Origin of the sequence: Pseudomonas cavernae (assembly GCF_003595175.1) — a bacterium.
GTDB lineage: Bacteria > Pseudomonadota > Gammaproteobacteria > Pseudomonadales > Pseudomonadaceae > Aquipseudomonas > Aquipseudomonas cavernae.
In genome coordinates this window covers 3,041,418-3,062,807 of sequence record NZ_CP032419.1, presented here as the reverse complement: position 1 = coordinate 3,062,807, position 21,390 = coordinate 3,041,418, and the positions used below count along the sequence as shown (strand labels likewise).

Here is a 21,390-nt window from a genome sequence, read left to right as displayed (position 1 = left end):
GATCATGGAGAATCGCAGCATGTTGAAGAAAAGCTCACTGCTCGTCGCCGCCCTCCTGCTGGCGGCCGGGACGACTGACAGCCTGGCAGCCGTTTCGGCGCCGCAGGCCGTCACGCTGAAAACCACGCTGACCCCGTTCGGTGCCGAGAAGGCCGGCAATGCCGCCGGCACCATCCCGGCCTGGGACGGCGGCATCAGCCAGCCACCGGCGAACTACCAAGGCTCGGGACAGCATCACCCCGATCCGTTCGCCGCCGATCAGCCGCTGTTCACCATCACCAAGGCCAACCTGGAGCAGTACAAGGCCAACCTGACGGCGGGTCAGATCGCGTTGTTCAACGCCTATCCTGAAAGTTTCCAGATCCCGGTGTATCAGAGCCATCGTTCGGGCTCCGCGCCGCAATGGGTGTATGACAACACCTTCAAGAATGCCACCGCGGCCAAGCTGCTCAACGAAGGCAACGGCATCGCCGACGCCTACGGCGGCATTCCCTTCCCGATCCCGCAGAATGGGCTGGAAGCGGTGTGGAACCACATCACCCGCTACCGCGGCACCTACGTGGTGCGGCGTTCGGGCCAGGCCGGCGTGCAGCGCAACGGCGCCTACTCGCTGGTGACCTCGCAGGACGAGGCGCTGTTCCGCTTCTACGACCCCAAGGGCAGCTACGCCACGCTGAACAACACGCTGTTCTACTACCTGACCTTCACCACCGCGCCGGCGCGCCTGGCCGGCAATGGCGCGCTGGTGCAGGAGATGCTCGATCAGGTCCAGGAGCCGCGCCAGGCCTGGGCCTACAACCCCGGGCAGCGCCGCGTGCGGCGTGCGCCGACGCTGGCCTATGACACGCCGATCGAAGATTCCGACGGCCTGCGCACCTCCGACGATACCGACATGTACAACGGTGCGCCGGACCGCTACGACTGGACGTTGCAGGGCAAGAAGGAGCTCTACATCCCCTACAACAACTACCGGCTCACCAGCCCCGAGGTGAAATACGACGACCTGCTGACCCCCGGCCACATCAACCCCAAGTACACCCGTTACGAGCTGCACCGGGTCTGGGTGGTGGAGGGCAAGCTCAAGCCCGGCGCGCGGCACATCTATTCCAAGCGCACCCTGTTTCTCGACGAGGACAGTTGGGGCGCGGCGGTGGTCGACCAGTTCGATGGCCGTGGCGAGCTGTGGCGGGTGTCGATGGCCTACCTGAAGAATTTCTACGAGCTGCCGACCGTGTGGACCGCGCTGGACACCTTCCACGACCTGCAGGCGCGACGTTACAGCGTGCAGTGGCTGGATAACCAGGAGCCAACCACGGCGGACTTCAGCAAACCGGCGCCGGATGACTCGAACTTCAGCCCGGCGGCGTTGCGGCGCAAGGCCTCGCGCTGAACCTGCAAACGACAGAAACGGCGCCCTGGGGCGCCGTTTCTTTTTTCGCCACCGACCAACTGCAAACTAGCCGCAGGGTCTGCCAGCTATAGTCCCTGAACCGAGGAAATGAAGAGGGTGGCGGCATGTCTGCGCCGATCAGGGTCCTGGCCGTCGATGACGACGTCGAGGTGCGGCAGTTGCTGCAGGATTATCTGGGCGGCCATGGTTATCAGGTGTCCGTGGCGGCTGACAGCCAGGGGATGCGTGCCCATCTGGCGCAGCAACTGCCGGATGTGGTGCTGCTGGATGTCGGCCTGCCGGGCGAGGATGGTCTCAGCCTGGCGCGCTTTCTGCGCGAGCACCATGACTTGCCGGTGATCATGATTTCCGGTGCCGGCACGCCGTTGGACCGCATCGTCGGCCTGGAGGTGGGCGCGGACGATTATTTGGCCAAGCCCTTCGACCCCCGTGAACTGCTGGCCCGGCTGAAGACGGTGTTGCGCCGCTACTCGCGCAGCCCAGTGGCGGCCGACCCGGGCGTCGAGGCCGAACCTCGGCTGGCGGTGGGGGACTGTCGTCTCGATCTGCAGCGTCACCTGCTCTTCGATGCCGCCGGCGCGGAAATCCCGCTGACCGCCATGGAGTTCGAGCTGCTGTCGGTGTTCGTACAGCGGCCGAACCGGCCGTTGTCGCGCGATCAATTGCTCAATCTCACCCAGCAGCGCGACTGGAACCCCTTCGACCGTTCCATCGACATCCGCATCGCCCGCCTGCGCCGCAAGCTCGAGACGGACCCGGACAAGCCGCAGCTGATCCGCACCGTGCGCGGGGTGGGTTATATGTTTGTGCCCGATTCGCGGGGCTGAAGCGCACTTTTGTTTCAATTGTTTCAGCCCGGTTGCCGCGCCGTCGGGCGCGGGAGGCGCGCCTCTATACTCAGCTTTGGTTCCCCGTTCCCGCGGAGGCTTCAGCGTGAATCAGCCTATGCCCAAGGCCATTGCTGCCAGCTCGGTCGAGCACCAGCTGCGGCAGATCGTCGATAACAGCAGCGCGGTGATCTATGTAAAGGATCTCGACGGTCGCCTGCGGCTGGTCAACCAGGCCTTCGAGACGCTGTTTGGCATGCGCGCCGCCCAGGTGCTCGGGCATACCGATCACGAGCTGTTCCCGCCGGCGGTGGCCGATACGCTGCGGGCCAATGATCGGCGCGTCGCCGAGCTCGGCCAAGCGCTGGAATTCGAGGAACAGGTGGAGCTGGATGGCGAGATCCGCACCTATCTGTCGACCAAGTTCCCGTTGTTCGACAGCGCCGGTCGGGTCATCGCAGTATGCGGCATGTCCACCGACATCAGCTCGCGCAAGCGCCAGGAGGAGGCACTGCGGCATATCGCTTTGGGCATTTCCGCCGCCAGTGGGGCGGAGGTGTTCGCCGAGATCGTCCGCTATTTGGCCCACGCACTGAATGCCGATATCGCCGCGGTCGCCCGTCTGCGCGACACCAATATGCACCAGCTCGAGACCGTCGGCCTGTATTTCAACGGCCAGCCGCACGATAACGTCATCTACGAATTGGAAGGCACCCCCTGTGAGTGGGTGGTCAGCAAGGGCTTCCATTTTGTCGGCCAGGACGCGCAGAAGCGTTTCCCGGAGGATGGCTTCCTGCGTAAGTTCGGCTTGCAGAGCTATGCCGGTTATCCACTGTTTGCCACCGACGGCCATGTGATCGGTCTGATCTCGGTCTCCAGTCGCGGCACGCTGGCTTCGCCAGAACTGACCGAAGCTCTGCTGAAAGTGTTTTCCGTGCGTGCGGCGGCGGAAATCCAGAGCTGCGACGCGGAAGCCAGCTATCGGGCGATCTTCGACAGTTCCGAGGATGCCATCTTCGTCCACGATCTGGACAGTGGCGTGCTGGTGGACGCCAACCCCAAAGCTTGCCAGGCCTATGGCTACAGCTACGCGGAGATGCTCGGGCTGACCATCGACGATTTCAGCGCCGGCTATCGTCCCTACACCGGCGAGGATGCCGCCGGCTGGTTGGCGCGTGCGCGGGATGGCGAGTTGCAGCGTTTCGAATGGCACCGGCGCAACCGCGACGGCAGCCTGCATTGGGATGAGGTGATGCTCAAGCGCGCGACCATCGGCGGGGTCGAGCGGATTCTCGCCATCACCCGCGAGATCACCCAGCGCAAGCAGGCGGAGCAGGCGCTGCGGGCCAGCGAGCAGCAATACCGGGCGATCTTCAGTACGGCGCTGGACTGCATCATCAGCGTCGATGGCGAGGGCCGGGTGCTGGCGTTCAACCCGGCGGCCGAGCGCTGTTTCGGCTACGCGCGCGAGCAGGCAGTCGGGCGCCTGCTGGCCGAACTGATCGTTCCCGAGCGTTATCTGGCCGTCTACCAGCGTGGCTTGCAGCGCTATCTGGAGAGCCGGGACGGGCCGCTGTTCGGCCGGCGCGTGGAGATCGAGGTGCGCCGGGCCGATGGCCAGGAGTTTCCCGCCGAGCTGGCGATGACGGTGGTGGAGGGCGCGCAGGGGCCGCTCTTCATCGGCTATCTGCGCGACATTACCGAACTCAAGGAGGCCGAGGCGCAGCGTGCGGAGCTGGCCCAGCAGCTGCGTCAGGCGCAGCGGATGGAGGCGATCGGTCATCTCGCCGGCGGCATCGCCCACGACTTCAACAACCTGCTCACCGGCATGCTCGGTTATACGGTGATGGCCGAGGAGCTGGCCGAACAGTTGCCGGATGCACGCCTGAGCCGCTACCTGGTTCACGTGCAGCGCTCCGCCGAGAGAGCCCGCGACCTGATCCAGCAGATGCTCACCTTCAGTCGCGGCAGTCGCGGCCAGCCGCGGACCGTGAATCTGGCCGAGCGGATCGACGACTTCATCAAGCTGGTGGAGGCCAGTCTGCCCTCCAGTGTGGAGATCGAAACCCGGCTGGCGGCCGACCTGCCACCGGTGCTGGTCGACCCGGTTCAGTTGGAGCAGGTGCTGATGAACCTGTGCATCAATGCCCGCGATGCCATGTCCGGGGTCGGTCGCCTGCGGGTGGGGCTGAGTCTGCAAACGCTGCAGCGGAGTGTCTGCGCCTCGTGTCGGCAGCCATTTTCCGGGCTGCACCTGGCGCTCAGCGTGAGCGACAGCGGCCCCGGCATCGCGCCGCAGGTGTGCGAACACATGTTCGAGCCGTTCTTCTCGACCAAGGCCAGCGGCCAGGGCAGCGGCATGGGCCTGTCGATGGTGCATGGCATCGTCCACGAGTATGCCGGACACATTCTGGTCGACTCGCGGGCAGGCGAGGGCAGCACCTTCCAGATCTTCCTGCCGGCGCTGGCGCAGGACACGCCCTGTCCGGCCAATCCCATCGAGCCGAATCCAACGGTGCAGCAGGGGCAGTTGCAGGGACGGGTGGCGGTGGTCGACGACGAGCCGATGGTGGCCGAGTTCATGGCCGATCGCCTGAGCGACTGGGGTGTGCAGGTGCGGTGTTTCAGCGATGCCGAGCAGGCCTGCGCGGTGCTCTGCGCCGATCCGTACGCCTGGGACCTGGTGATTCTCGATCAGAGCATGCCGCGGCTGACCGGCCTGCAGTTGGCGCGGCGCCTGCTGGCGTTGCGGGCGGACCTGCCGATCGTGCTCTACAGCGGCTTCAGCGATCAGCTCAGCGAGAGCCAGGTCCAGGCGGAAGGGCTCAAGGCACTGCTGCGCAAGCCGCTGGATCAGGCGCAGTTGCACCTTCTGCTGCGCCAGTACCTGCCAATGGCGGCAGCTGATACCGAAGCGAAACAATCTGCGCGCCGCCAGACATAACTGCGATACAGACCCGCCATAACCTGCCCCTGACCGCAGAGCACTGCGCCGAATACCCAGAGCCAATGGCAGGTACCGAACATGAAACGCTATCTGATCGAACGCCGAACCCCGCAGGTGGGTCGCTTCATCCCCGAGCCGCTGAGCGCGATCCGCGGCCTGCCAGAGCCGAGCTCAGCCTCTTGCCCCCTTTACTCAGCCTGAATCGCATAGGTGCCGGCCGGGCCGGGATTTACGGTCGCCTGCTTGCCGAGGAGCCGAACATGTTCAAGCGCATTTCTATCTTCATCTATGGAGTGGTCAGTTACGCGATCTTTTTCGCGACCTTCCTCTATCTCATCGCCTTTGTCGGCAACCTGCCGTTCGTGCCGACCACCATCGATGGCCAGCCGCGGCTGCCGTCGGGGACGGCGTTGGCCATCGACCTCCTGCTGTTGGCGGTGTTCGCCGTGCAGCACAGCCTGATGGCGCGGCCGGCGTTCAAGCACTGGTGGACCCAGTGGGTGCCTGTTGAGGCCGAACGCAGCACCTACGTGCTGTTTTCCAGCCTGGCGCTGATACTGTTGTGCACCTACTGGCAGCCGATCGGTGGCGTGTTCTGGACGGTGGAAAACCCCATTGGTCGCGGACTGTTGTATGGGGTGTTCGCCTTCGGTTGGGGGCTGGTGCTGTACAGCACTTTCCTGATCAACCATTTCGATCTGTTCGGTCTGCGCCAGGTGTGGTTGCAACTGCGCGGGCGGCCTTATCAGTCGCTGGCGTTCAAGACTCCGGTGGTCTACCGGATCGTGCGTCATCCGCTGTACGTCGGCTGGTTCATCGCCTTCTGGGCGACGCCGGATATGACCATGACCCATGCGCTGTTCGCGCTGCTGCTCACGACCTACATCCTCTCCGCCATTCAGCTGGAGGAAGGCGATCTGCAAGCCGAGCATCCGGAATATGCCGACTACCGCCGCGAGGTGCCGATGCTGGTACCGCGCTTCAGCCGGCGCCGCAAGTCGCTGCTGAAAGATGAACCGGCGGCCTGAGGCCGGGAAACGAAAAAGGGCGCCTCGGGCGCCCTTTTTGTTTTCAGGATCGGCTTACTTGCCGGTCCAGCGCTTCATGACCAGGGTGGCGTTGGTGCCGCCGAAGCCGAAGCTGTTGCTCATCACGGTGTCGATCTTGGCGTTTTCGACCGTCGTGCGCTGAATCGGCAGGTCGGCGACTTCCGGGTCCAGCTCGTCGATGTTGGCCGAGCCGGCGATGAACTTGCCTTCCATCATCAACAGGCAGTAGATCGCTTCCTGCACGCCGGCGGCGCCCAGGGAGTGACCGGACAGGCTCTTGGTCGAGCTGATCGCCGGGGCCTTGTCGCCGAACACTTCACGTACGCCACGGATCTCGGCGACGTCGCCGACCGGGGTGGAGGTGCCGTGGGTATTCAGGTAGTCGATCGGCTCGCTGACGGTCGACAGCGCCTGCTGCATGCAGCGGATCGCGCCTTCGCCGCTCGGGGCGACCATGTCGTAGCCGTCGGAAGTCGCGCCGTAGCCGACGATTTCCGCGTAGATCTTGGCGCCGCGCTTGAGCGCATGCTCCAGTTCTTCCACCACCACCATGCCGCCACCGCCGGCGATGACGAAGCCGTCACGCTTGGCGTCGTAGGCGCGCGAGGCCTTTTCCGGGGTTTCGTTGTACTGGGTGGAGAGGGCGCCCATGGCGTCGAACAGGCAGCTTTGGCTCCAATGTTCTTCTTCGCCGCCGCCGGCGAACACCACGTCCTGCTTGCCCAGCTGGATCTGTTCCATGGCCTGGCCGATGCAATGCGCGCTGGTGGCGCAGGCGGAGGAGATGGAGAAGTTCACGCCCTTGATCTGGAACGGCGTGGCTAGGCAGGCCGACACCGTGCTGCCCATGGTGCGGGTCACGCGGTATGGGCCGATGCGCTTGACGCCTTTGTCGCGCAGGGTGTCGATGGCTTCCATCTGGTTGATGGTGGAGGCACCGCCAGAGCCGGCGATCAGGCCGGTACGCGGGTTGGAAACCTGCTCAGGGCTGAGGCCGGAGTCCTTGATCGCTTGTTCCATCGACAGGTAGGCGAAGGCCGCAGCGTCGCCCATGAAGCGGAAGACCTTGCGGTCGATCAGCTCTTCCAGATTCAGGTCGACCGAGCCGGACACTTGGCTGCGCAGGCCCATATCGGCATAAGACTGATTGAAACGGATACCAGCACGCCCGGCGCGCAGGTTGGCGGAGACGGTGTCTTTGTCATTGCCCAAGCAGGAAACGATGCCCAGACCGGTAATCACGACGCGACGCATGCGGGTAACCCTTAGAAATTGTCAGTGGAAGTGAACAGGCCGACGCGCAGGCCTTCGGCGCTGTAGATCTCGCGGCCATCGACGCTCACGCTGCCATCGGCGATTCCGAGGATCAGCGAGCGACTAATGGTGCGCTTGATATGGATGTTATAGGTAATTTTCTTCGCGGTTGGCAGCACCTGGCCGAAGAACTTCACTTCGCCGGAGCCCAGCGCGCGGCCGCGGCCGGGGTTGCCCTGCCAGCCCAGATAGAAACCGACCAGTTGCCACATGGCGTCGAGGCCGAGGCAGCCCGGCATCACCGGGTCACCCTCGAAGTGGCAGGCGAAGAACCACAGGTCGGGGTTGATATCCAGTTCGGCGACCAACTCACCTTTGCCATACTTGCCGCCGACTTCGCTGATATGGGTGATGCGATCCACCATCAGCATATTGGGGGCGGGCAGTTGCGCATTTCCTGGGCCGAATAGTTCGCCGCGGCTGCAGCGCAACAGATCTTCCCGGGTGAAGGCGTTTTGTTTGGTCATGCGAACTCCTCGATATTCCCTGCTAGACAGGGTTAGGCAAATCCTCCAGGCCGCCCGCGCACCATTGAGTGTCTGCTGGCAGCCTAGTCATAGACTGTTGCGTTGTGGTGAAAGTCACAGTGCGCCAACCACTGTTGTACAGCATGGCAGGGCCCGGCAGGGTAGCAGGCCAGCGCAGGGGCAAACTAGCAAGGCTGTCGACGAGCGGCCACTCATCTTAGGTCGGGGGCAGCCAGCGCTGCAGGATGCGCTGCAGCTCGGAGCGTTTGAAGGGTTTGGCCAGATAGTCGTTCATCCCCACCTGTAGGCAGGCCTCGCGGTCGCCCTGCAGGGCATTGGCGGTGAGGGCGATGATCGGCACGTCGGCGTGGCCGTTCAGTTCGCGGATCTGCCGGGTTGCCTCGTAGCCATCCATGACCGGCAGGCGGCAGTCCATCAGGATCGCGGCGAATTGCTGACGGCTGGCGCTGTGTACGGCTTCGGCGCCGTCGCTCACCAGGCTGACCCGATAGCCGAGGCTGCGCAGCATGGCCTCGATCACGGTTTGATTGACCGGGTTGTCTTCCACCAGCAGGACATCCTGGCCGGCGCTGGTGGGGTGAGTGACGGGCAGGCTGGATAGCTCCGCGCTGCTCTGGGTACGAAACGGCAGGGGGATTTCCAGGGTGAACACCGAGCCTTGACCTTCATGGCTTTCCGCACTCAGGCGCCCGCCCATGCGCTCGGCCAGGGTGCGGGCGATGGGCAGGCCGAGCCCGGTGCCGCCGTAGCGCCGCGAGATCGAGCTGTCGGCTTGCTGGAAGGCGTCGAACATGCGTTCCAGACGCTCGGGCGAGATGCCGATGCCACTGTCATGCACCGCGCAACTGAACCACAGCACTTCATGGTCCAGTGGCTGCCAGTGGGTTTCGATGCGGATGCCGCCGTCTTCGGTGAATTTCAGCGCGTTGCCGAGCAGGTTGACCAGGATCTGCCGGATCCGCGTGGGATCGCCCTGGACCTCGAGCTGTTCCAAGCCGGCCTGGGCCTCCAGTTGCAGCTGCAGACCACGCTGCTGGGCGCTGTGCTGGAACACCTGCACCGAGCTTTGCAGCAGCTCCAGCAGGTTGAAGGGAATCTGCTCCAACTCCAGGGCGCCGCGCTCGATCCGTGAAAAGTCGAGGATGTCATTGATCACCTTGAGCAGGTGTTCGCTGGACTCGGCCGCCAGTGCCGCGTATTCCGCCTGCTCCTGGGTCATTTCGGTGGTTTCCAACAGTTGCAGCATGCCCAGCACGCCATTCATCGGGGTGCGCAACTCATGGCTCATCATCGCCAGGAATTCGGACTTGGCGCTGTTGGCCTGCTCGGCTTCCTCGCGGGCGTTGATCAGCTGCTCCATGGCTTGCTGCTGCTCGCGGCTGGCGTGACCCAGGGCGCTGGCGAGGTTATTGATATGGCGGGCCAGATCACCCAGTTCGCCCTCGCCGCTGGCCGGCAGGCGATTGTCGTAGTGGCCGGCCTGGATCGCTTCCACGGTCTTGCCCATGGCGCTGAGCGGCCGCGACAGCCCGCGGGCCAGACGCCTGGCGATCAGAAAGGTCAGCAGCAGGGCGAGTACCGCCAGCACCGTGGCTTTCAGCAGGATTTCCTGCTGGCGGCTGCTGAAGGCGTCGTTGGACATGCCAACGACCACGCGGCCGAGGTAGTCGTCGCCGAAACGGTTGAGGCGCTCGTGGCTGCGCTGCAGCAGCTTGCTGGGCAGCGCGATGCGCTGCAGGCGGATGGGGGCGTGGAACACTTCCACCTGAGTCGAGGCCTGGCCGCCGCTGTTGGGCTGCTCGATGTACACCAGAATGCGGTCGTCGCGGTCGCGCACCTCGAGAAAACGCACGTGAGGCGTATCCAGGGTGGCTTTGAGCAGGTTGCGCAGCACCAGCAAGTTGCCGCTGATCACCCCGTACTCGGTGGCCGGAGCCAGCTGGTTGGCGATCAGTTGGCCGGTGTGGTTGAGCTCCTGACGCAGGTCTTGCAGGCGCGCGAAGGTGAAGAAGCCGGTCAGTAGCAGGGTCAGCAGCAGCGCCGGGCCCAGGCTGATCAGCTGCGTACGGGTATGGATGTCCCAGCCGCGGCGCAGGTTCATGGGGCGGGCGCTCGCATGGGCGCGCAGGGCCGGAGCGGGCGCAGCCATGGGCCTCGTGCGGGCTCGTCCTTGGGAAGTGAACGCATGCTAAAACTCTAGTTCCAGGCTGCAGGATATACAGCGAGCAGGTTGCGACGGTGTGTCGAGGGTATCGGCTAGGCTTGCCCCAGGTACAGCGCAGTTTTGCTCGAATTATGCCGAACAATCAGGCTCTTCTGTAACGCGGTGGCAAATACTGGTTGCCCGGCGGGCGCGCCGTATAATGCCGGCAACCGCCATTTGGATGGCCCACAACGGATTTCTTATGACAGAGCAGCAACCCATTGCCGTCCTTGGCGGCGGCAGCTTCGGCACCGCGATCGCGAACCTGCTGGCAGAAAACGGCCAGCAGGTGCTGCAGTGGATGCGTGATCCCGAACAGGCCGAAGCGATCCGGGTCAACCGCGAGAATCCCCGCTATCTGAAAGGCGTGAAGATTCACCCGAGGGTCACCGCGGTCGTCGACCTGGACGCGACCTTGGCGGCCTGCGAGCTGATTTTCGTGGTCATCCCCTCCAGTGCCTTGCGCGCGGCGCTGCAGCCCTACGCCGCGCAGTTGGCGGGCAAGCAGCTGATCAGCCTGACCAAGGGCATCGAAGCGCAGAGCTTCAAACTGATGAGCCAGATCCTCGAGGAAGTGGCGCCGCAGGCCCATGTCGGCGTGCTGTCCGGGCCTAACCTAGCCAAGGAGATTGCCGAACATGCGCTGACCGCGACCGTAGTCGCCAGCGAGGACGAGGCGCTGTGCCAGCGCGTGCAGGCGGTCCTGCATGGCCGCACCTTCCGCGTCTACGCCAGCGGCGACCGTTTCGGCGTGGAGTTGGGCGGCGCGCTGAAGAACGTCTACGCCATCATCGCCGGCATGGCCGCCGCCCTCGGCATGGGCGAGAACACCAAGAGCATGCTGATCACCCGCGCGCTGGCGGAGATGACCCGCTTTGCGGTCAAGCTTGGCGCCAATCCGATGACTTTCCTCGGCCTGGCCGGAGTCGGCGATCTGATCGTCACCTGTTCGTCGCCGAAAAGCCGCAACTACCAGGTCGGCTTCGCCCTCGGCGAGGGCCTGAGCCTGGACGAGGCGGTGACGCGCCTGGGCGAAGTGGCCGAGGGGGTGAACACCCTCAAGGTGCTCAAGGCCAAGGCCGAGGAGCTGCAGATCTACATGCCGCTGGTCGCGGGTCTGCATGCCATTTTGTTCGAGGGGCGTACGCTGACCCAGGTGGTCGAAGTGCTGATGCGCGGCGAGCCGAAGACCGATGTGGACTTCATTTCGCCGAGTGGATTTTGATTTCATTTTTATAGAAGGGAGAGGGACGACAGCATGAGCGAAGACAATGAACTGCAACGCGAATCCATCCTGTTGCGCATTCTGTGGATGCTGATTTTCGTCATCATCTGGCAGTTGGCCGAAGTGGTGCTCGGCGCGGTGGTGCTGCTGCAACTCGGTTATCGCCTGTTCTATGGCGCACCGAACGCCAGCCTGCTGAGCCTGGGCGACAGCCTCAGCCAGTACCTGGCGCAGATCGGTCGCTTCGGCACCTTCAACAGCGAAGAGAAGCCCTGGCCCTTCGCCGATTGGCCGGCCGCGCGCGCGCCGGAAGGCGAGGCACCGCACGCGGTACCGCCGGCCGCCCATCCGGTGCGTGACGAAGAACCCAAGCTATGAGGCTATGGTTGTTGCGCCACGGCGAGGCCGAGCCCCAGGCGCGCACCGATGCCGAGCGGCATCTGACCAAGCGCGGGCGCAAGGACGTGCTGCTCAGCGCGGCGCAGCTGGAGGGGCGGCCGCTGACGGCGATTCTGGCCAGCCCCTATGTGCGGGCGCAGCAGACCGCGGAACTGGTGCGCGAAGCGCTGGGCGTGCGCCTGCCGATCACCACGGCGCCCTGGCTGACCCCGGACAGCTCGCCCGCCGAGGCGTTGCGGCAGCTGGATAACTACGTCGACGGCGAATTGCTGCTGGTCAGCCACAACCCCTTCGTCGGCGATCTGGCCGGCTTATTGCTGCATGGCCATCGCCAGCAGCCGTTGCCGATGCAGACCGCCAGCCTGGCCGAACTGGATGGCGAAATGTACGCCGCGGGCAGCATGGAGTTGCTCGCCGTGGTGCATCCGCACTAGCGCGTCAGTCACGCAATTGCGACTACACATCGAAACATTTATCGGGTTGCGCCTTGGGTTTGTGCATGGAATATTCGACCGAGCAAGTGCTTGGTTGACTGTCTCCAAAACAAGAACAAGGAGGATGTCGTGGCTAATGCCGTTCGTTTGCCCCTGGAAGTGTTCTACGAGCGTGAGGCTCGACACCCGCATACGCGTTACATGGTTCAACCGCTGGGCGGTGGCCGGCTCGAGGAGCTGAGCTGGTCCGACGTCGGTGAGCAGGCACGCCGTGCGGCCAACTGGCTGCGCGCCCGCGAACTGCCGGCCGGCAGTCGCATCGCCATCATTTCCAAGAACTGCGCGCACTGGATCATCGCCGATCTGGCGATCTGGATGGCCGGGCATGTGTCGGTGCCGCTGTATCCCAACCTCAGCGCCGATTCCGCCCGCCAGGTGCTCGAGCATTCCGAGTCGGCAATAGCCTTTGTTGGCAAGCTGGACGACTGGCCGGCGATGGCCCCCGGTGTGCCGGCTGGCGTGCCGACCGTAGCGCTGCCACTGCATCCGCAAGGCCAATTCGATTTTCAGTGGAGCGACCTGCAAGCCTGCACGCCGATCCGCGACAACCCGACCGGTAATGCCGAGCAACTCGCCACCATCATCTACACCTCGGGCACCACCGGCACGCCGAAAGGGGTGATGCACAACTTCGGCAATTTCGGCTTCGCCGGCAGCAACGGTCTGGAGATGTTCCAGACCCAAGAGAACGATCGCCTGATTTCCTACCTGCCGCTGTGTCATGTGGCCGAGCGCATGTTCGTCGAACTGGGCTCGCTGTATGGCGGGCAGGCGGTGTTCTTCGCCGAGAGCCTGGACACCTTCCTCGAAGATCTGAAGCGTGCGCGGCCGACCATGATGTTCGGTGTGCCTCGCATCTGGACCAAGTTCCAGATGGGCGTGTACGCGAAAATGCCGGCGGCCAGGCTCGACTTTCTGCTCAAGCTGCCGCTGCTCGGCCGCCTGGTCGGCCGCAAGGTGCTCGCCGGCCTCGGCCTGGATGCCGTGCGCATGGCCCTGTGTGGCGCCGCGCCGGTGCCGGAGGCGCTGCTGCGCTGGTACCAGCGCATGGGCCTGGATGTGCTCGAGGTCTACGGCATGACCGAGAACTGCGGCTATTCCCATCTGTGCCGCCCAGGCAAGAACAAAACCGGCTGGATCGGCCAACCCAGCCTGGGGGTCGAGGTGCGCATCAGCGAGGAAGGCGAGGTGCTGGTGCATAGCGGTGCGACCATGCAGGGCTACTACAAGGACCCGGAAAAAACCGCCGAAACCCTCACCGCGGATGGTTACCTGCACACTGGCGACAAGGGCGAGCAGGACGCCGAGGGCTATCTGCGCCTGACCGGGCGGATCAAGGAGATCTTCAAGACCAGCAAGGGCAAGTACGTGGCCCCGGCACCGATCGAGAATCGTCTGGCGGTGTATCCGCACATCGAGCAGGTCTGCGTGGTTGGTGATGGCCTGCCGCAGCCTATGGCGCTCTGCGTGTTGTCCCAGGCGGGCCGGCAGGAGGCGGCCGGCAGTTCGCGAGGCGAGCTGGAGAACAGCCTCAGATCGCTGCTCGACGAGGTCAACAAGGCGCTCGACAAGCACGAGCGTCTGCTCACCTTGGTGCTGGTCAAGGAGACCTGGGCGGTGGAAAACGGCTTCCTCACCCCGACCCTGAAGATCAAACGTGCGGTGGTCGAGAGCGCCTATGGCGCGCATTTCCAACACTGGCTGGACCGTCGCGAGACGGTGCTCTGGCACGAATAAGGAGTGGCCATGAGTTTGTGGCGCAATACCCCGGATCTGCAAAAGCTCACGAGCACCCTGCGCAATACCATCGGCGAGCTGTTGGATATTCGCTTCGAGGCGTTCGATGACGAGTCGCTCACCGCCAGCATGGTGGTCGACCCGCGCACCCAGCAGCCCTACGGCCTGCTGCACGGTGGTGCCTCGGTGGTGCTGGCGGAAACCCTCGGTTCCACCGCCAGTTTCCTGTGCATCGATAGCAGCCAGTTCTACTGCGTCGGCCTGGAGGTGAACGCTAACCACCTGCGCGGTGTGCGTAGCGGGCGGGTCACAGCAGTGGCGCGGCCGGTGCATCTGGGGCGCACCACCCACGTCTGGGATATCCGCTTGAGCGGCGAGGATGGCAAGCCCAGCTGCATCTCGCGGCTGACCATGGCCATCGTGCCCTTGGGCGAACAGCCGCCCAAGGCCTGATCGCCCGACCGGCGCGGCGCAACGGGATCGCGCCGGTCATGATCTTTGGCCGCAGTGTCAGCATTCATTGACCGCTTTGTCATTGCCGTCCGCGCGCCGCCTGCCGGACAATCCTCGAAATGTTCCAGCCAGACCATGACTATGTCGCAACCTGTTTTCTTCGCTCACGCCAACGGTTTCCCCTCGGCCACCTATGGCAAATTGTTCGCCGCCCTGGAGCCGCGCTATCGGGTTCAGCACCTGGAACAGCACGGCCACGATCCGCGCTTCCCGGTGGGGGATAACTGGGAGGCGCTGGTCAGCGAGTTGCTTCACCACCTCGAAGCCATGGGCGAGCCGGTCTGGGGCGTCGGCCATTCGCTCGGCGGCGTGCTGCACTACCGCGCCGCCTTGCGCCGCCCGGAGCTGTACCGCGGCGTGGTGCTGCTGGATTCACCGATGCTGCCGCTGACTGTGCGACTGGCGATCCGCACCGCCAAGCGCTTCGGCTTCATCGACCGCATCACCCCGGCCGGCCGCACCCTGGGGCGGCGTGAGCTGTTCAGCGATCCGGCCGAGGCGCGCGAGTACTTCGCCCACAAGACCCTGTTCCGCCACTTCGATCCGGAGTGCCTGGATGCCTATGTGCAGCATGGCCTGCAGGCGACCGAGGCGGGCTTGCGCCTGCGCTTCGATCCGGCCACGGAAATCAGCATCTATCGCAACGTGCCGCATAGCAACCCGGGCCGCCCGCAACAGCTGCAGGTGCCGTTGGCCATGGTCCGTGGCGATCGCAGTCGGGTGGTGCGTCAGCAGGATGCGCGCCTGGTGCGCCAGGTTCCGCAAGGCGAGTACCTGAGCCTGCCGGGCGGCCACATGTTTCCCCTGGAGCGCCCGCAAGACACCGCCGAGCTGTTGCAACAGCTGTTCAGCCGTTGGGAGCAGCGCGGCGCCAAGCAGGCAACGCTATGAACATGCAGGTCGAAGAAGTCCGCCTGAGCCTGCCGCATATCGAACTGGCGGCGCACATTTACGGCCCGGCAGACGGTCTGCCGGTGATCGCCGTGCACGGCTGGATGGACAACCTCATGAGCTTCGCCCGGTTGGTCCCGAAACTGCACGGGCTGCGCATCGTCGCCGTCGACCTGGCCGGCCACGGCCATTCCGAGCACCGTCCGCCGGGTGCGCACTATTCGGTGTGGGAGAACGTCTACGACATCCTCCAGGTCGCCGAACAGTTCGGCTGGGAGCGCTTCTCGCTGCTCGGCCATTCGATGGGCGCGATCGTCTCGACCCTGATCGCCGGCACCATGCCGCACCGGGTCGAGCGTCTGGCCCTGATCGACGCGATCATTCCGCACACCGCCAAGCCCGAGGCCACGCCGGAGGAGCTGGCGGCGGCGTTCGAGGCGCAGATGGCCCTGAAGAACAAGCGCAAACGCGTCCACGACAGCTTCGACAAGGCCATCGAGGCGCGCATGAAGGGCGCCGTATCGGTCAACCGCGAAGCCTCGGAGCTGCTCGCCCAGCGCGGCGTGATGCCGGTGCCCGGCGGCTATATCTGGCGTACCGACAGCCGCCTGATGCTGCCATCGCCGGTGCGTTTCACCTTGCCGCAGGCACTGGCCTTCGTCCATCGCATCGCCTGCCCGGTCAGCTTGGTGCTGGCCAGCCAAGGCGTGATGACGAAGATTCCCGGCTCCATCGATCTGCTCAAGGATTTGCCCGTCGAGCTCACCGAGCTGCCCGGCCGCCATCACCTGCACCTGGAAGACGAGGCGGGCGCCCAGGTCGTCGCAGACTGTTTCAATCGCTTCTTCCATCCGGCTTGACGCGCCCCGGCCGAACGGCAAGGCTGGACGGATTGATCCAGCCTGATCGTTTCCGGAGCGCCTCATGATCGACCTGTACACCGCCGCCACCCCGAACGGCCACAAGATCTCCATCGCCCTCGAAGAGCTCGGGCTGCCCTATAAGGTGCATGCCCTGAGTTTCGACAAGAAACAACAGAAAAGCCCCGCGTTTCTCAAGATCAACCCCAACGGCCGCATCCCGGCCATCGTCGATCGTGGCAACGATGACTTTACCGTGTTCGAATCTGGCGCCATCCTCATCTACCTGGCGGAAAAGACCGGGCAGTTGCTGCCGCAGGACGTCAAGGGGCGCTCTCGAGTGATCCAGTGGCTGATGTTCCAGATGGGCGGCGTCGGCCCCATGCAGGGCCAGGCCAACGTGTTCTTCCGCTATTTTCCGGAGAAGTTGCAGGGCGCCATCGACCGCTACCAGCACGAGACCCGCCGCCTCTACGAGGTATTGAACGGGCGCCTGGGCGAGGCGGAGTACCTGGCCGGCGACTACAGCATCGCCGACATCGCCACCTTCCCCTGGGTACGCTCGTATGATTGGGCTGGGGTGTCGGTCGACGGCCTCGAGCATCTGCAGCGCTGGCTGGCCGCCATCGAGGCGCGCCCGGCGGTGCAGCGTGGCCTGCTGGTGCCCAAGCGCCAGGAGGAGAGCGACAAGGTAGTGCAGTCCGCCCAGTCGATGCTGATGCGATGAGGCCAGCGAAGCGTTTGAGCCAGGTGCTGTGGTTGGTCCTTGGCAGTGCCGGCGCGTTCGCCGCCGATTTGCCCGGCAGCCATGACCTCCCGGGCGTGCCGCGGTTTCCGCGGGCGGAAATCGTCGACTACCGTGAGGTAGCCCAACAGGAGCGCATCTATCCGCAAGGCGCGATCGGGCGGATCAGCAATCGGCTGCGCTATGAGGGTCAAGTCGCCGCGCAAGGGCAGCTGACTGCGGTGACCTATCAGTTGCCCAGCGAGCACTTCGGCGACGAGGCATTCAATGCCACCCGCCAGGCCTTGCAGGCTCAGGGCGCCGAACTGCTGTATTGGTGCGAAGGGCGCGAATGCGGCTCCAGCAGCCTGTGGGCCAACGCGGTATTCGGCAATGCCAAGCTGTATGGCCCGGACGACCAGCAGGACTACCTGCTGCTGCGCCAGGCCGCGCCGCCAGCGGACAGTCTGCTGGCGCTGTACGGCATCACCCGTGGCAACCGCCGCGCCTACCTGCACGTCGAGCAACTGCAAGTCAGCAGTCCGCTAGGCGAGCTGCTGCCCACCGCAGGCACGCTGTTGCGCCAGTTGCGCAGCGTCGGTGAGCTGAGCCTGGCGAAACTCACCGGCGAACCGCCGCCGGCCTGGAGCGAGCTGCTGGCGCGTAGCCTGAACATGGACAGCACCCTGCGGGTCAGCCTGGCCGGCGCCCATGCCGAAGCCTGGCGCGAGGCCCTGGTGCAGCAGCGGGTACGTGCCGCGCGGCTGGAGCTGGAACCGAGCGAGGTGCCGGGCCTGCGCCTGACCGTGCTGCGCTAGTGCCGGCAGCAGGGATGATGAGCTTTCCGCTGGCTCGCGGGGCTAAGCTAGTGTCCTGAAGGGCGCGTTCGCTGCAGCCTGCGAGGCCGGCCGCCGGCAGAGTTGCACCGCCGGCCCTCGATTCACCACTGATGAATTCTCTTTGCATGGAGCCTTGGGCATGCCCAATAACGACCGGTTGCTGGTGCAGATTCTGCTGTTGGCGCTACTCGGCGCCAGTCTCTGGGTGCTGGCACCGTTCTGGTCGGCGCTGTTCTGGGCCGCGGTGCTAGCGTTCGCCAGTTGGCCGCTGATGCCGTTGCTGACCCGCCTGTTGCACGGCCGGGCAACGACTGCCGCGGCGCTGCTGACTTTCGGCTGGATGCTGCTGGTGGCCGTGCCGCTGGTGTTGCTGGGGGTCAACCTGGCCGACCATATCCGCGATGCGACCAATCTGGTCAAGGATCTGCAGGTCGAAGGCCTGCCGCCGCCGCCGCAATGGCTGGCAGGCATTCCGCTGCTGGGCGAGCGGCTGGTCAAGCTGTGGTACACCATCGACCAGCAGGGCGCGGCGATCTTCGCCAGTGTCAAACCGTACATGGGCCAGGTCGGCAACTGGCTGCTGGCACGCAGCGCACAGATCGGCGGCGGCTTGGTCGAGTTGGTGCTAAGCCTGGTGCTGGTGTTCTTCTTCTACCGCGATGGTCCGCGCATGGCGACCCTGGTGCGCAAAGGCTTGCACCGGCTGATCGGTGAGCGCGCCGACCACTATCTGGAGCTGGTGGCCGGTACCGTGCAACGCGTGGTCAATGGCGTGATCGGCACGGCGGCCGCCCAGGCCGTGCTGGCCCTGATCGGCTTCTGGATCGCCGGCGTGCCGGCGGCGCTGGTGCTGGGCATCCTCACCTTCGCCCTCAGCCTGATCCCCATGGGGCCGCCGCTGATCTGGGTACCGGCCACTGCCTGGCTGGTCTGGCACGGCGACTATGGCTACGCGGTGTTCCTCGGCATCTGGGGCATGTTCGTCATCAGCGGCGTGGATAACGTGCTCAAGCCTTACCTGATCAGCCGCGGCGGTAACCTGCCGCTGGTGGTGGTGCTGCTCGGCGTGTTCGGCGGCCTGTTGGCCTTCGGCTTCATGGGCCTGTTCCTCGGCCCGACCCTGCTGGCGGTCGCCTACAGCCTGGTGAGCGACTGGATCGCCTATGAGCCGGTATCGCCAGCGGCGCCGACCCAGGCTGCTGAGCCGAGCGATCACGACAAGTCGGCCTGAGAACCTGTTTACGATCTCGCGAGCTAGAGTCAAACAAGGCGAAAACGGCTGAGGAAGCGGAGTTTACGAGTTGTAAATGAGCATTCCGAAGCCGTTTTCAACGCAGTTTGACCGACGCGCAGCAGATCGTAGACAGGTTCTGAGACCTTTCCCTGCCTGACCGGTCATCCAAGGGGTGGCCGGTGGCGCTCTCAAGCAAATATCTGACCACCCAAACGCGCGGTGTGACCGCCCCTTGAGCTGTTTGAACAAGGCCGGCGTAGGTCGGCTGCTGGTCATTCTTTTGCGCCCGTATGCCTGCTGGCGTAGCCGCATCCTAAAGCGGTTTTTTACGCTTTCTTTATGCCTTGCCACCGGCCCTGGACTCGTTCCTTTACGCCCTTCCTTTCGAGAATGACTCCACAGCGGGAGAGTCCGCATCAAGGAGCATTACGCATGAGCATTCTCGATGGGGTGTCCCTGGCCTTGGCCTTGGGACTGTTCGTTTACTTGCTGGTCGCGCTGCTACGCGCCGAGCGTAGCTAGGAGGCGCCATGCAAGTTCAAGACTATTGGCTGATCCTGGCCTTCTTCGTCCTGGTGTTGGCCCCGGCGCCGTTCCTCGGGCGCTATTTGTTCCGCGTCATGGAAGGGCAGAAGACCCTGCTGAGCCCGCTGCTCGGGCCGGTCGAGCGCTTCTGCTATCGCCTGTCCGGGGTGGATGAGCAAAGCGAGCAGGACTGGAAAACCTACATGTTGGCCTTACTGGCCTTCACCGTTGCCAGCCTGCTGCTGCTGTTCGCCATCCTCTTGCTGCAAGGCCAGCTGCCGCTCAATCCGCAGCACCTGCCGGGGCTGGAGTGGACGCTGGCGTTCAACACCGCGGTGAGCTTCGTCACCAACACCAACTGGCAGGCCTATAGCGGCGAAGCGTCGCTCAGCTATTTCAGCCAGATGATCGGCCTCACCGTGCAGAACTTCGTCAGTCCGGCGGTCGGTCTGGCCGTGCTGGTGGTGCTGTGCCGCGGCATCGCGCGCAAGTCCACCCACAACCTCGGTAACTTCTGGGTCGATCTGACCCGCGCGACGCTCTACGGCTTGCTGCCGCTGTGCCTGTTGCTGGCGCTGCTGCTGGTGTGGCAGGGCGTGCCGCAGACCTTCCTCGACTACGCCCACGCCCTGACCGTGCAAGGCGCCGACCAGAGCATTCCGCTCGGCCCGGCGGCCAGCCAGATCGCCATCAAGCAGCTCGGCACCAACGGTGGCGGCTTCTTCGGCGTCAACTCGGCGCACCCGTTCGAGAACCCGACGGCCTGGAGCAACCTGTTCGAGCTGGCCTCGATCATCCTGATCCCGGCGGCGCTGGTGTTCACCTTCGGCCACTACGTCAAGGACCTGCGCCAGAGCCGCGCACTGCTGGCCAGCATGCTGATCATCTTCGTGATCGGCTTGGGCGTGACCCTGTATGCCGAGTACCAACCGAACCCGGCCCTGGCCGCGTTGCCGATCGAGCAGGTGGGCTCGCTGGAAGGCAAGGAGAGCCGTTTCGGCACGACCGGCTCGGCGCTCTGGGCGGTGACCACCACGGCCGCCTCGAACGGCTCGGTCAATGCCATGCACGACAGCTTCAGCGCCCTCGGCGGGCTGGTGCCGATGTTCAACATGATGCTCGGCGAGGTGATCTTCGGCGGCGTCGGCGCCGGGATGTACGGCATGCTGCTGTTCGTCCTCATCGCCGTGTTCCTCGCCGGCCTGATGATCGGCCGTACCCCGGAATACCTCGGTAAGAAACTGGAAGCCCGCGAGGTGCGCCTGCTGGTCGCGACTCTCCTGGTGATGCCGGTCGGCGTGCTGGTGCTCGGCGCTCTGGCGGCCAGCCTGCCTGGGCCGATGGCCTCGGTGAGCAACCCGGGAGCCCACGGCTTCAGCCAGATTCTCTACAACTACACCTCGGGTGCGGCGAACAACGGCTCGGCCTTCGGTGGCTTCGGCTCCAACACGCCGTACCACAACCTGATGATCGGCCTGGCCATGCTGATCGGCCGTTTCGGCTACATCCTGCCGATCCTCGCCATCGCCGGCAGCCTGGCGGCGAAGAAGCGCGCACCGGTCGGCGGCAACAGCTTCCCGACTCATGGCCCGCTGTTCGTCACCCTGCTGACCCTGACCATTCTGCTGGTCGGCGGCCTGACCTTCCTGCCGGCCCTGGCCCTCGGGCCGATTGCCGAACACCTAGCCATGCTGGCGCATTAAGGAGATG

The 21,390-nt window shown here is 64.7% G+C and carries 19 protein-coding genes; 16 read left to right on the top strand and 3 right to left on the bottom strand.

Annotation, left to right across the window (positions count from 1 at the left end):
• Positions 1 to 19: 19 nt before the first annotated feature.
• The 4 genes from D3880_RS13920 to mddA all read left to right on the top strand — a co-directional run bounded on the left by D3880_RS13920 (position 20) and on the right by mddA (position 6,213).
• Positions 20 to 1,390 carry a DUF1329 domain-containing protein gene (locus tag D3880_RS13920; protein ID WP_119894042.1) on the top strand — a complete coding sequence of 457 codons (1,371 nt, stop codon included), beginning with the start codon at positions 20 to 22 and terminating at the stop codon, positions 1,388 to 1,390.
• Positions 1,391 to 1,515: 125 nt separating this feature from the next.
• Positions 1,516 to 2,238, top strand: a complete 723-nt coding sequence (locus D3880_RS13915; RefSeq protein ID WP_119894041.1) for a response regulator — start codon at positions 1,516 to 1,518, stop codon at positions 2,236 to 2,238.
• Between the two features lie 106 nt (positions 2,239 to 2,344).
• Positions 2,345 to 5,182: a hybrid sensor histidine kinase/response regulator gene (locus D3880_RS13910; RefSeq protein ID WP_238474355.1), complete on the top strand. Its 2,838-nt coding sequence runs from the start codon at positions 2,345 to 2,347 to the stop codon at positions 5,180 to 5,182.
• Positions 5,183 to 5,445: 263 nt separating this feature from the next.
• Positions 5,446 to 6,213: a methanethiol S-methyltransferase gene (gene mddA, locus D3880_RS13905; protein WP_119894039.1), complete on the top strand. Its 768-nt coding sequence runs from the start codon at positions 5,446 to 5,448 to the stop codon at positions 6,211 to 6,213.
• Between the two features lie 54 nt (positions 6,214 to 6,267).
• Here mddA and fabB read toward each other — a convergent pair whose 3' ends face one another.
• The 3 genes from fabB to D3880_RS13890 form a co-directional block, all read right to left on the bottom strand.
• Positions 6,268 to 7,488 (bottom strand): beta-ketoacyl-ACP synthase I, encoded by a 1,221-nt coding sequence (gene fabB / locus D3880_RS13900; RefSeq protein ID WP_119894038.1) that lies wholly within the window; start codon positions 7,486 to 7,488, stop codon positions 6,268 to 6,270.
• Positions 7,489 to 7,499: 11 nt separating this feature from the next.
• Positions 7,500 to 8,015 carry a 3-hydroxyacyl-[acyl-carrier-protein] dehydratase FabA gene (gene fabA, locus D3880_RS13895; RefSeq protein WP_119894037.1) on the bottom strand — a complete coding sequence of 172 codons (516 nt, stop codon included), beginning with the start codon at positions 8,013 to 8,015 and terminating at the stop codon, positions 7,500 to 7,502.
• 217 nt (positions 8,016 to 8,232) lie between these two features.
• Positions 8,233 to 10,137 carry an ATP-binding protein gene (locus D3880_RS13890; protein WP_119895744.1) on the bottom strand — a complete coding sequence of 635 codons (1,905 nt, stop codon included), beginning with the start codon at positions 10,135 to 10,137 and terminating at the stop codon, positions 8,233 to 8,235.
• A 304-nt stretch (positions 10,138 to 10,441) separates the two neighbouring features.
• On the opposite strand from D3880_RS13890, the gene D3880_RS13885 reads away from it, so the two are divergent.
• The 12 genes from D3880_RS13885 to kdpA all read left to right on the top strand — a co-directional run bounded on the left by D3880_RS13885 (position 10,442) and on the right by kdpA (position 21,383).
• Complete coding sequence (locus D3880_RS13885) at positions 10,442 to 11,464, top strand: NAD(P)H-dependent glycerol-3-phosphate dehydrogenase (protein WP_119894036.1); 1,023 nt, start codon at positions 10,442 to 10,444, stop codon at positions 11,462 to 11,464.
• 33 nt (positions 11,465 to 11,497) lie between these two features.
• Positions 11,498 to 11,842, top strand: coding sequence for a DUF4389 domain-containing protein (locus tag D3880_RS13880; protein ID WP_119894035.1), 345 nt, complete (start codon positions 11,498 to 11,500; stop codon positions 11,840 to 11,842).
• Complete coding sequence (sixA, locus tag D3880_RS13875) at positions 11,839 to 12,297, top strand: phosphohistidine phosphatase SixA (RefSeq protein WP_119894034.1); 459 nt, start codon at positions 11,839 to 11,841, stop codon at positions 12,295 to 12,297. Before D3880_RS13880 ends, sixA begins: the two co-directional genes overlap by 4 nt.
• A gap of 129 nt (positions 12,298 to 12,426) precedes the next feature.
• Complete coding sequence (locus D3880_RS13870) at positions 12,427 to 14,094, top strand: AMP-binding protein (RefSeq protein ID WP_119894033.1); 1,668 nt, start codon at positions 12,427 to 12,429, stop codon at positions 14,092 to 14,094.
• Positions 14,095 to 14,103: 9 nt separating this feature from the next.
• On the top strand, positions 14,104 to 14,547 hold the full coding sequence (locus tag D3880_RS13865; protein ID WP_119894032.1) for a hotdog fold thioesterase: 444 nt from the start codon (positions 14,104 to 14,106) through the stop codon (positions 14,545 to 14,547).
• A 141-nt stretch (positions 14,548 to 14,688) separates the two neighbouring features.
• Positions 14,689 to 15,498, top strand: coding sequence for an alpha/beta fold hydrolase (locus D3880_RS13860; RefSeq protein ID WP_119894031.1), 810 nt, complete (start codon positions 14,689 to 14,691; stop codon positions 15,496 to 15,498).
• Entirely contained in the window at positions 15,495 to 16,358 is an 864-nt protein-coding gene (locus D3880_RS13855) for an alpha/beta fold hydrolase (protein WP_119894030.1), read from the top strand. The genes D3880_RS13860 and D3880_RS13855 overlap by 4 nt, the downstream gene beginning before the upstream one ends.
• Positions 16,359 to 16,422: 64 nt before the next feature.
• On the top strand, positions 16,423 to 17,085 hold the full coding sequence (locus D3880_RS13850) for a glutathione S-transferase family protein (protein WP_119894029.1): 663 nt from the start codon (positions 16,423 to 16,425) through the stop codon (positions 17,083 to 17,085).
• A complete protein-coding gene (locus tag D3880_RS13845) occupies positions 17,082 to 17,900 on the top strand; it encodes a DUF4892 domain-containing protein (RefSeq protein WP_119894028.1) in 819 nt (272 codons plus the stop codon). The genes D3880_RS13850 and D3880_RS13845 overlap by 4 nt, the downstream gene beginning before the upstream one ends.
• A 160-nt stretch (positions 17,901 to 18,060) precedes the next feature.
• Positions 18,061 to 19,152, top strand: coding sequence for an AI-2E family transporter (locus D3880_RS13840; protein ID WP_119894027.1), 1,092 nt, complete (start codon positions 18,061 to 18,063; stop codon positions 19,150 to 19,152).
• A gap of 435 nt (positions 19,153 to 19,587) precedes the next feature.
• Positions 19,588 to 19,677 carry a K(+)-transporting ATPase subunit F gene (gene kdpF, locus D3880_RS13835; RefSeq protein ID WP_119894026.1) on the top strand — a complete coding sequence of 30 codons (90 nt, stop codon included), beginning with the start codon at positions 19,588 to 19,590 and terminating at the stop codon, positions 19,675 to 19,677.
• Between the two features lie 8 nt (positions 19,678 to 19,685).
• The gene (gene kdpA / locus D3880_RS13830; protein WP_119894025.1) at positions 19,686 to 21,383 is read left to right on the top strand and encodes a potassium-transporting ATPase subunit KdpA; all 1,698 of its coding nucleotides are present in this window, start codon (positions 19,686 to 19,688) and stop codon (positions 21,381 to 21,383) included.
• Positions 21,384 to 21,390: the final 7 nt, after the last annotated feature.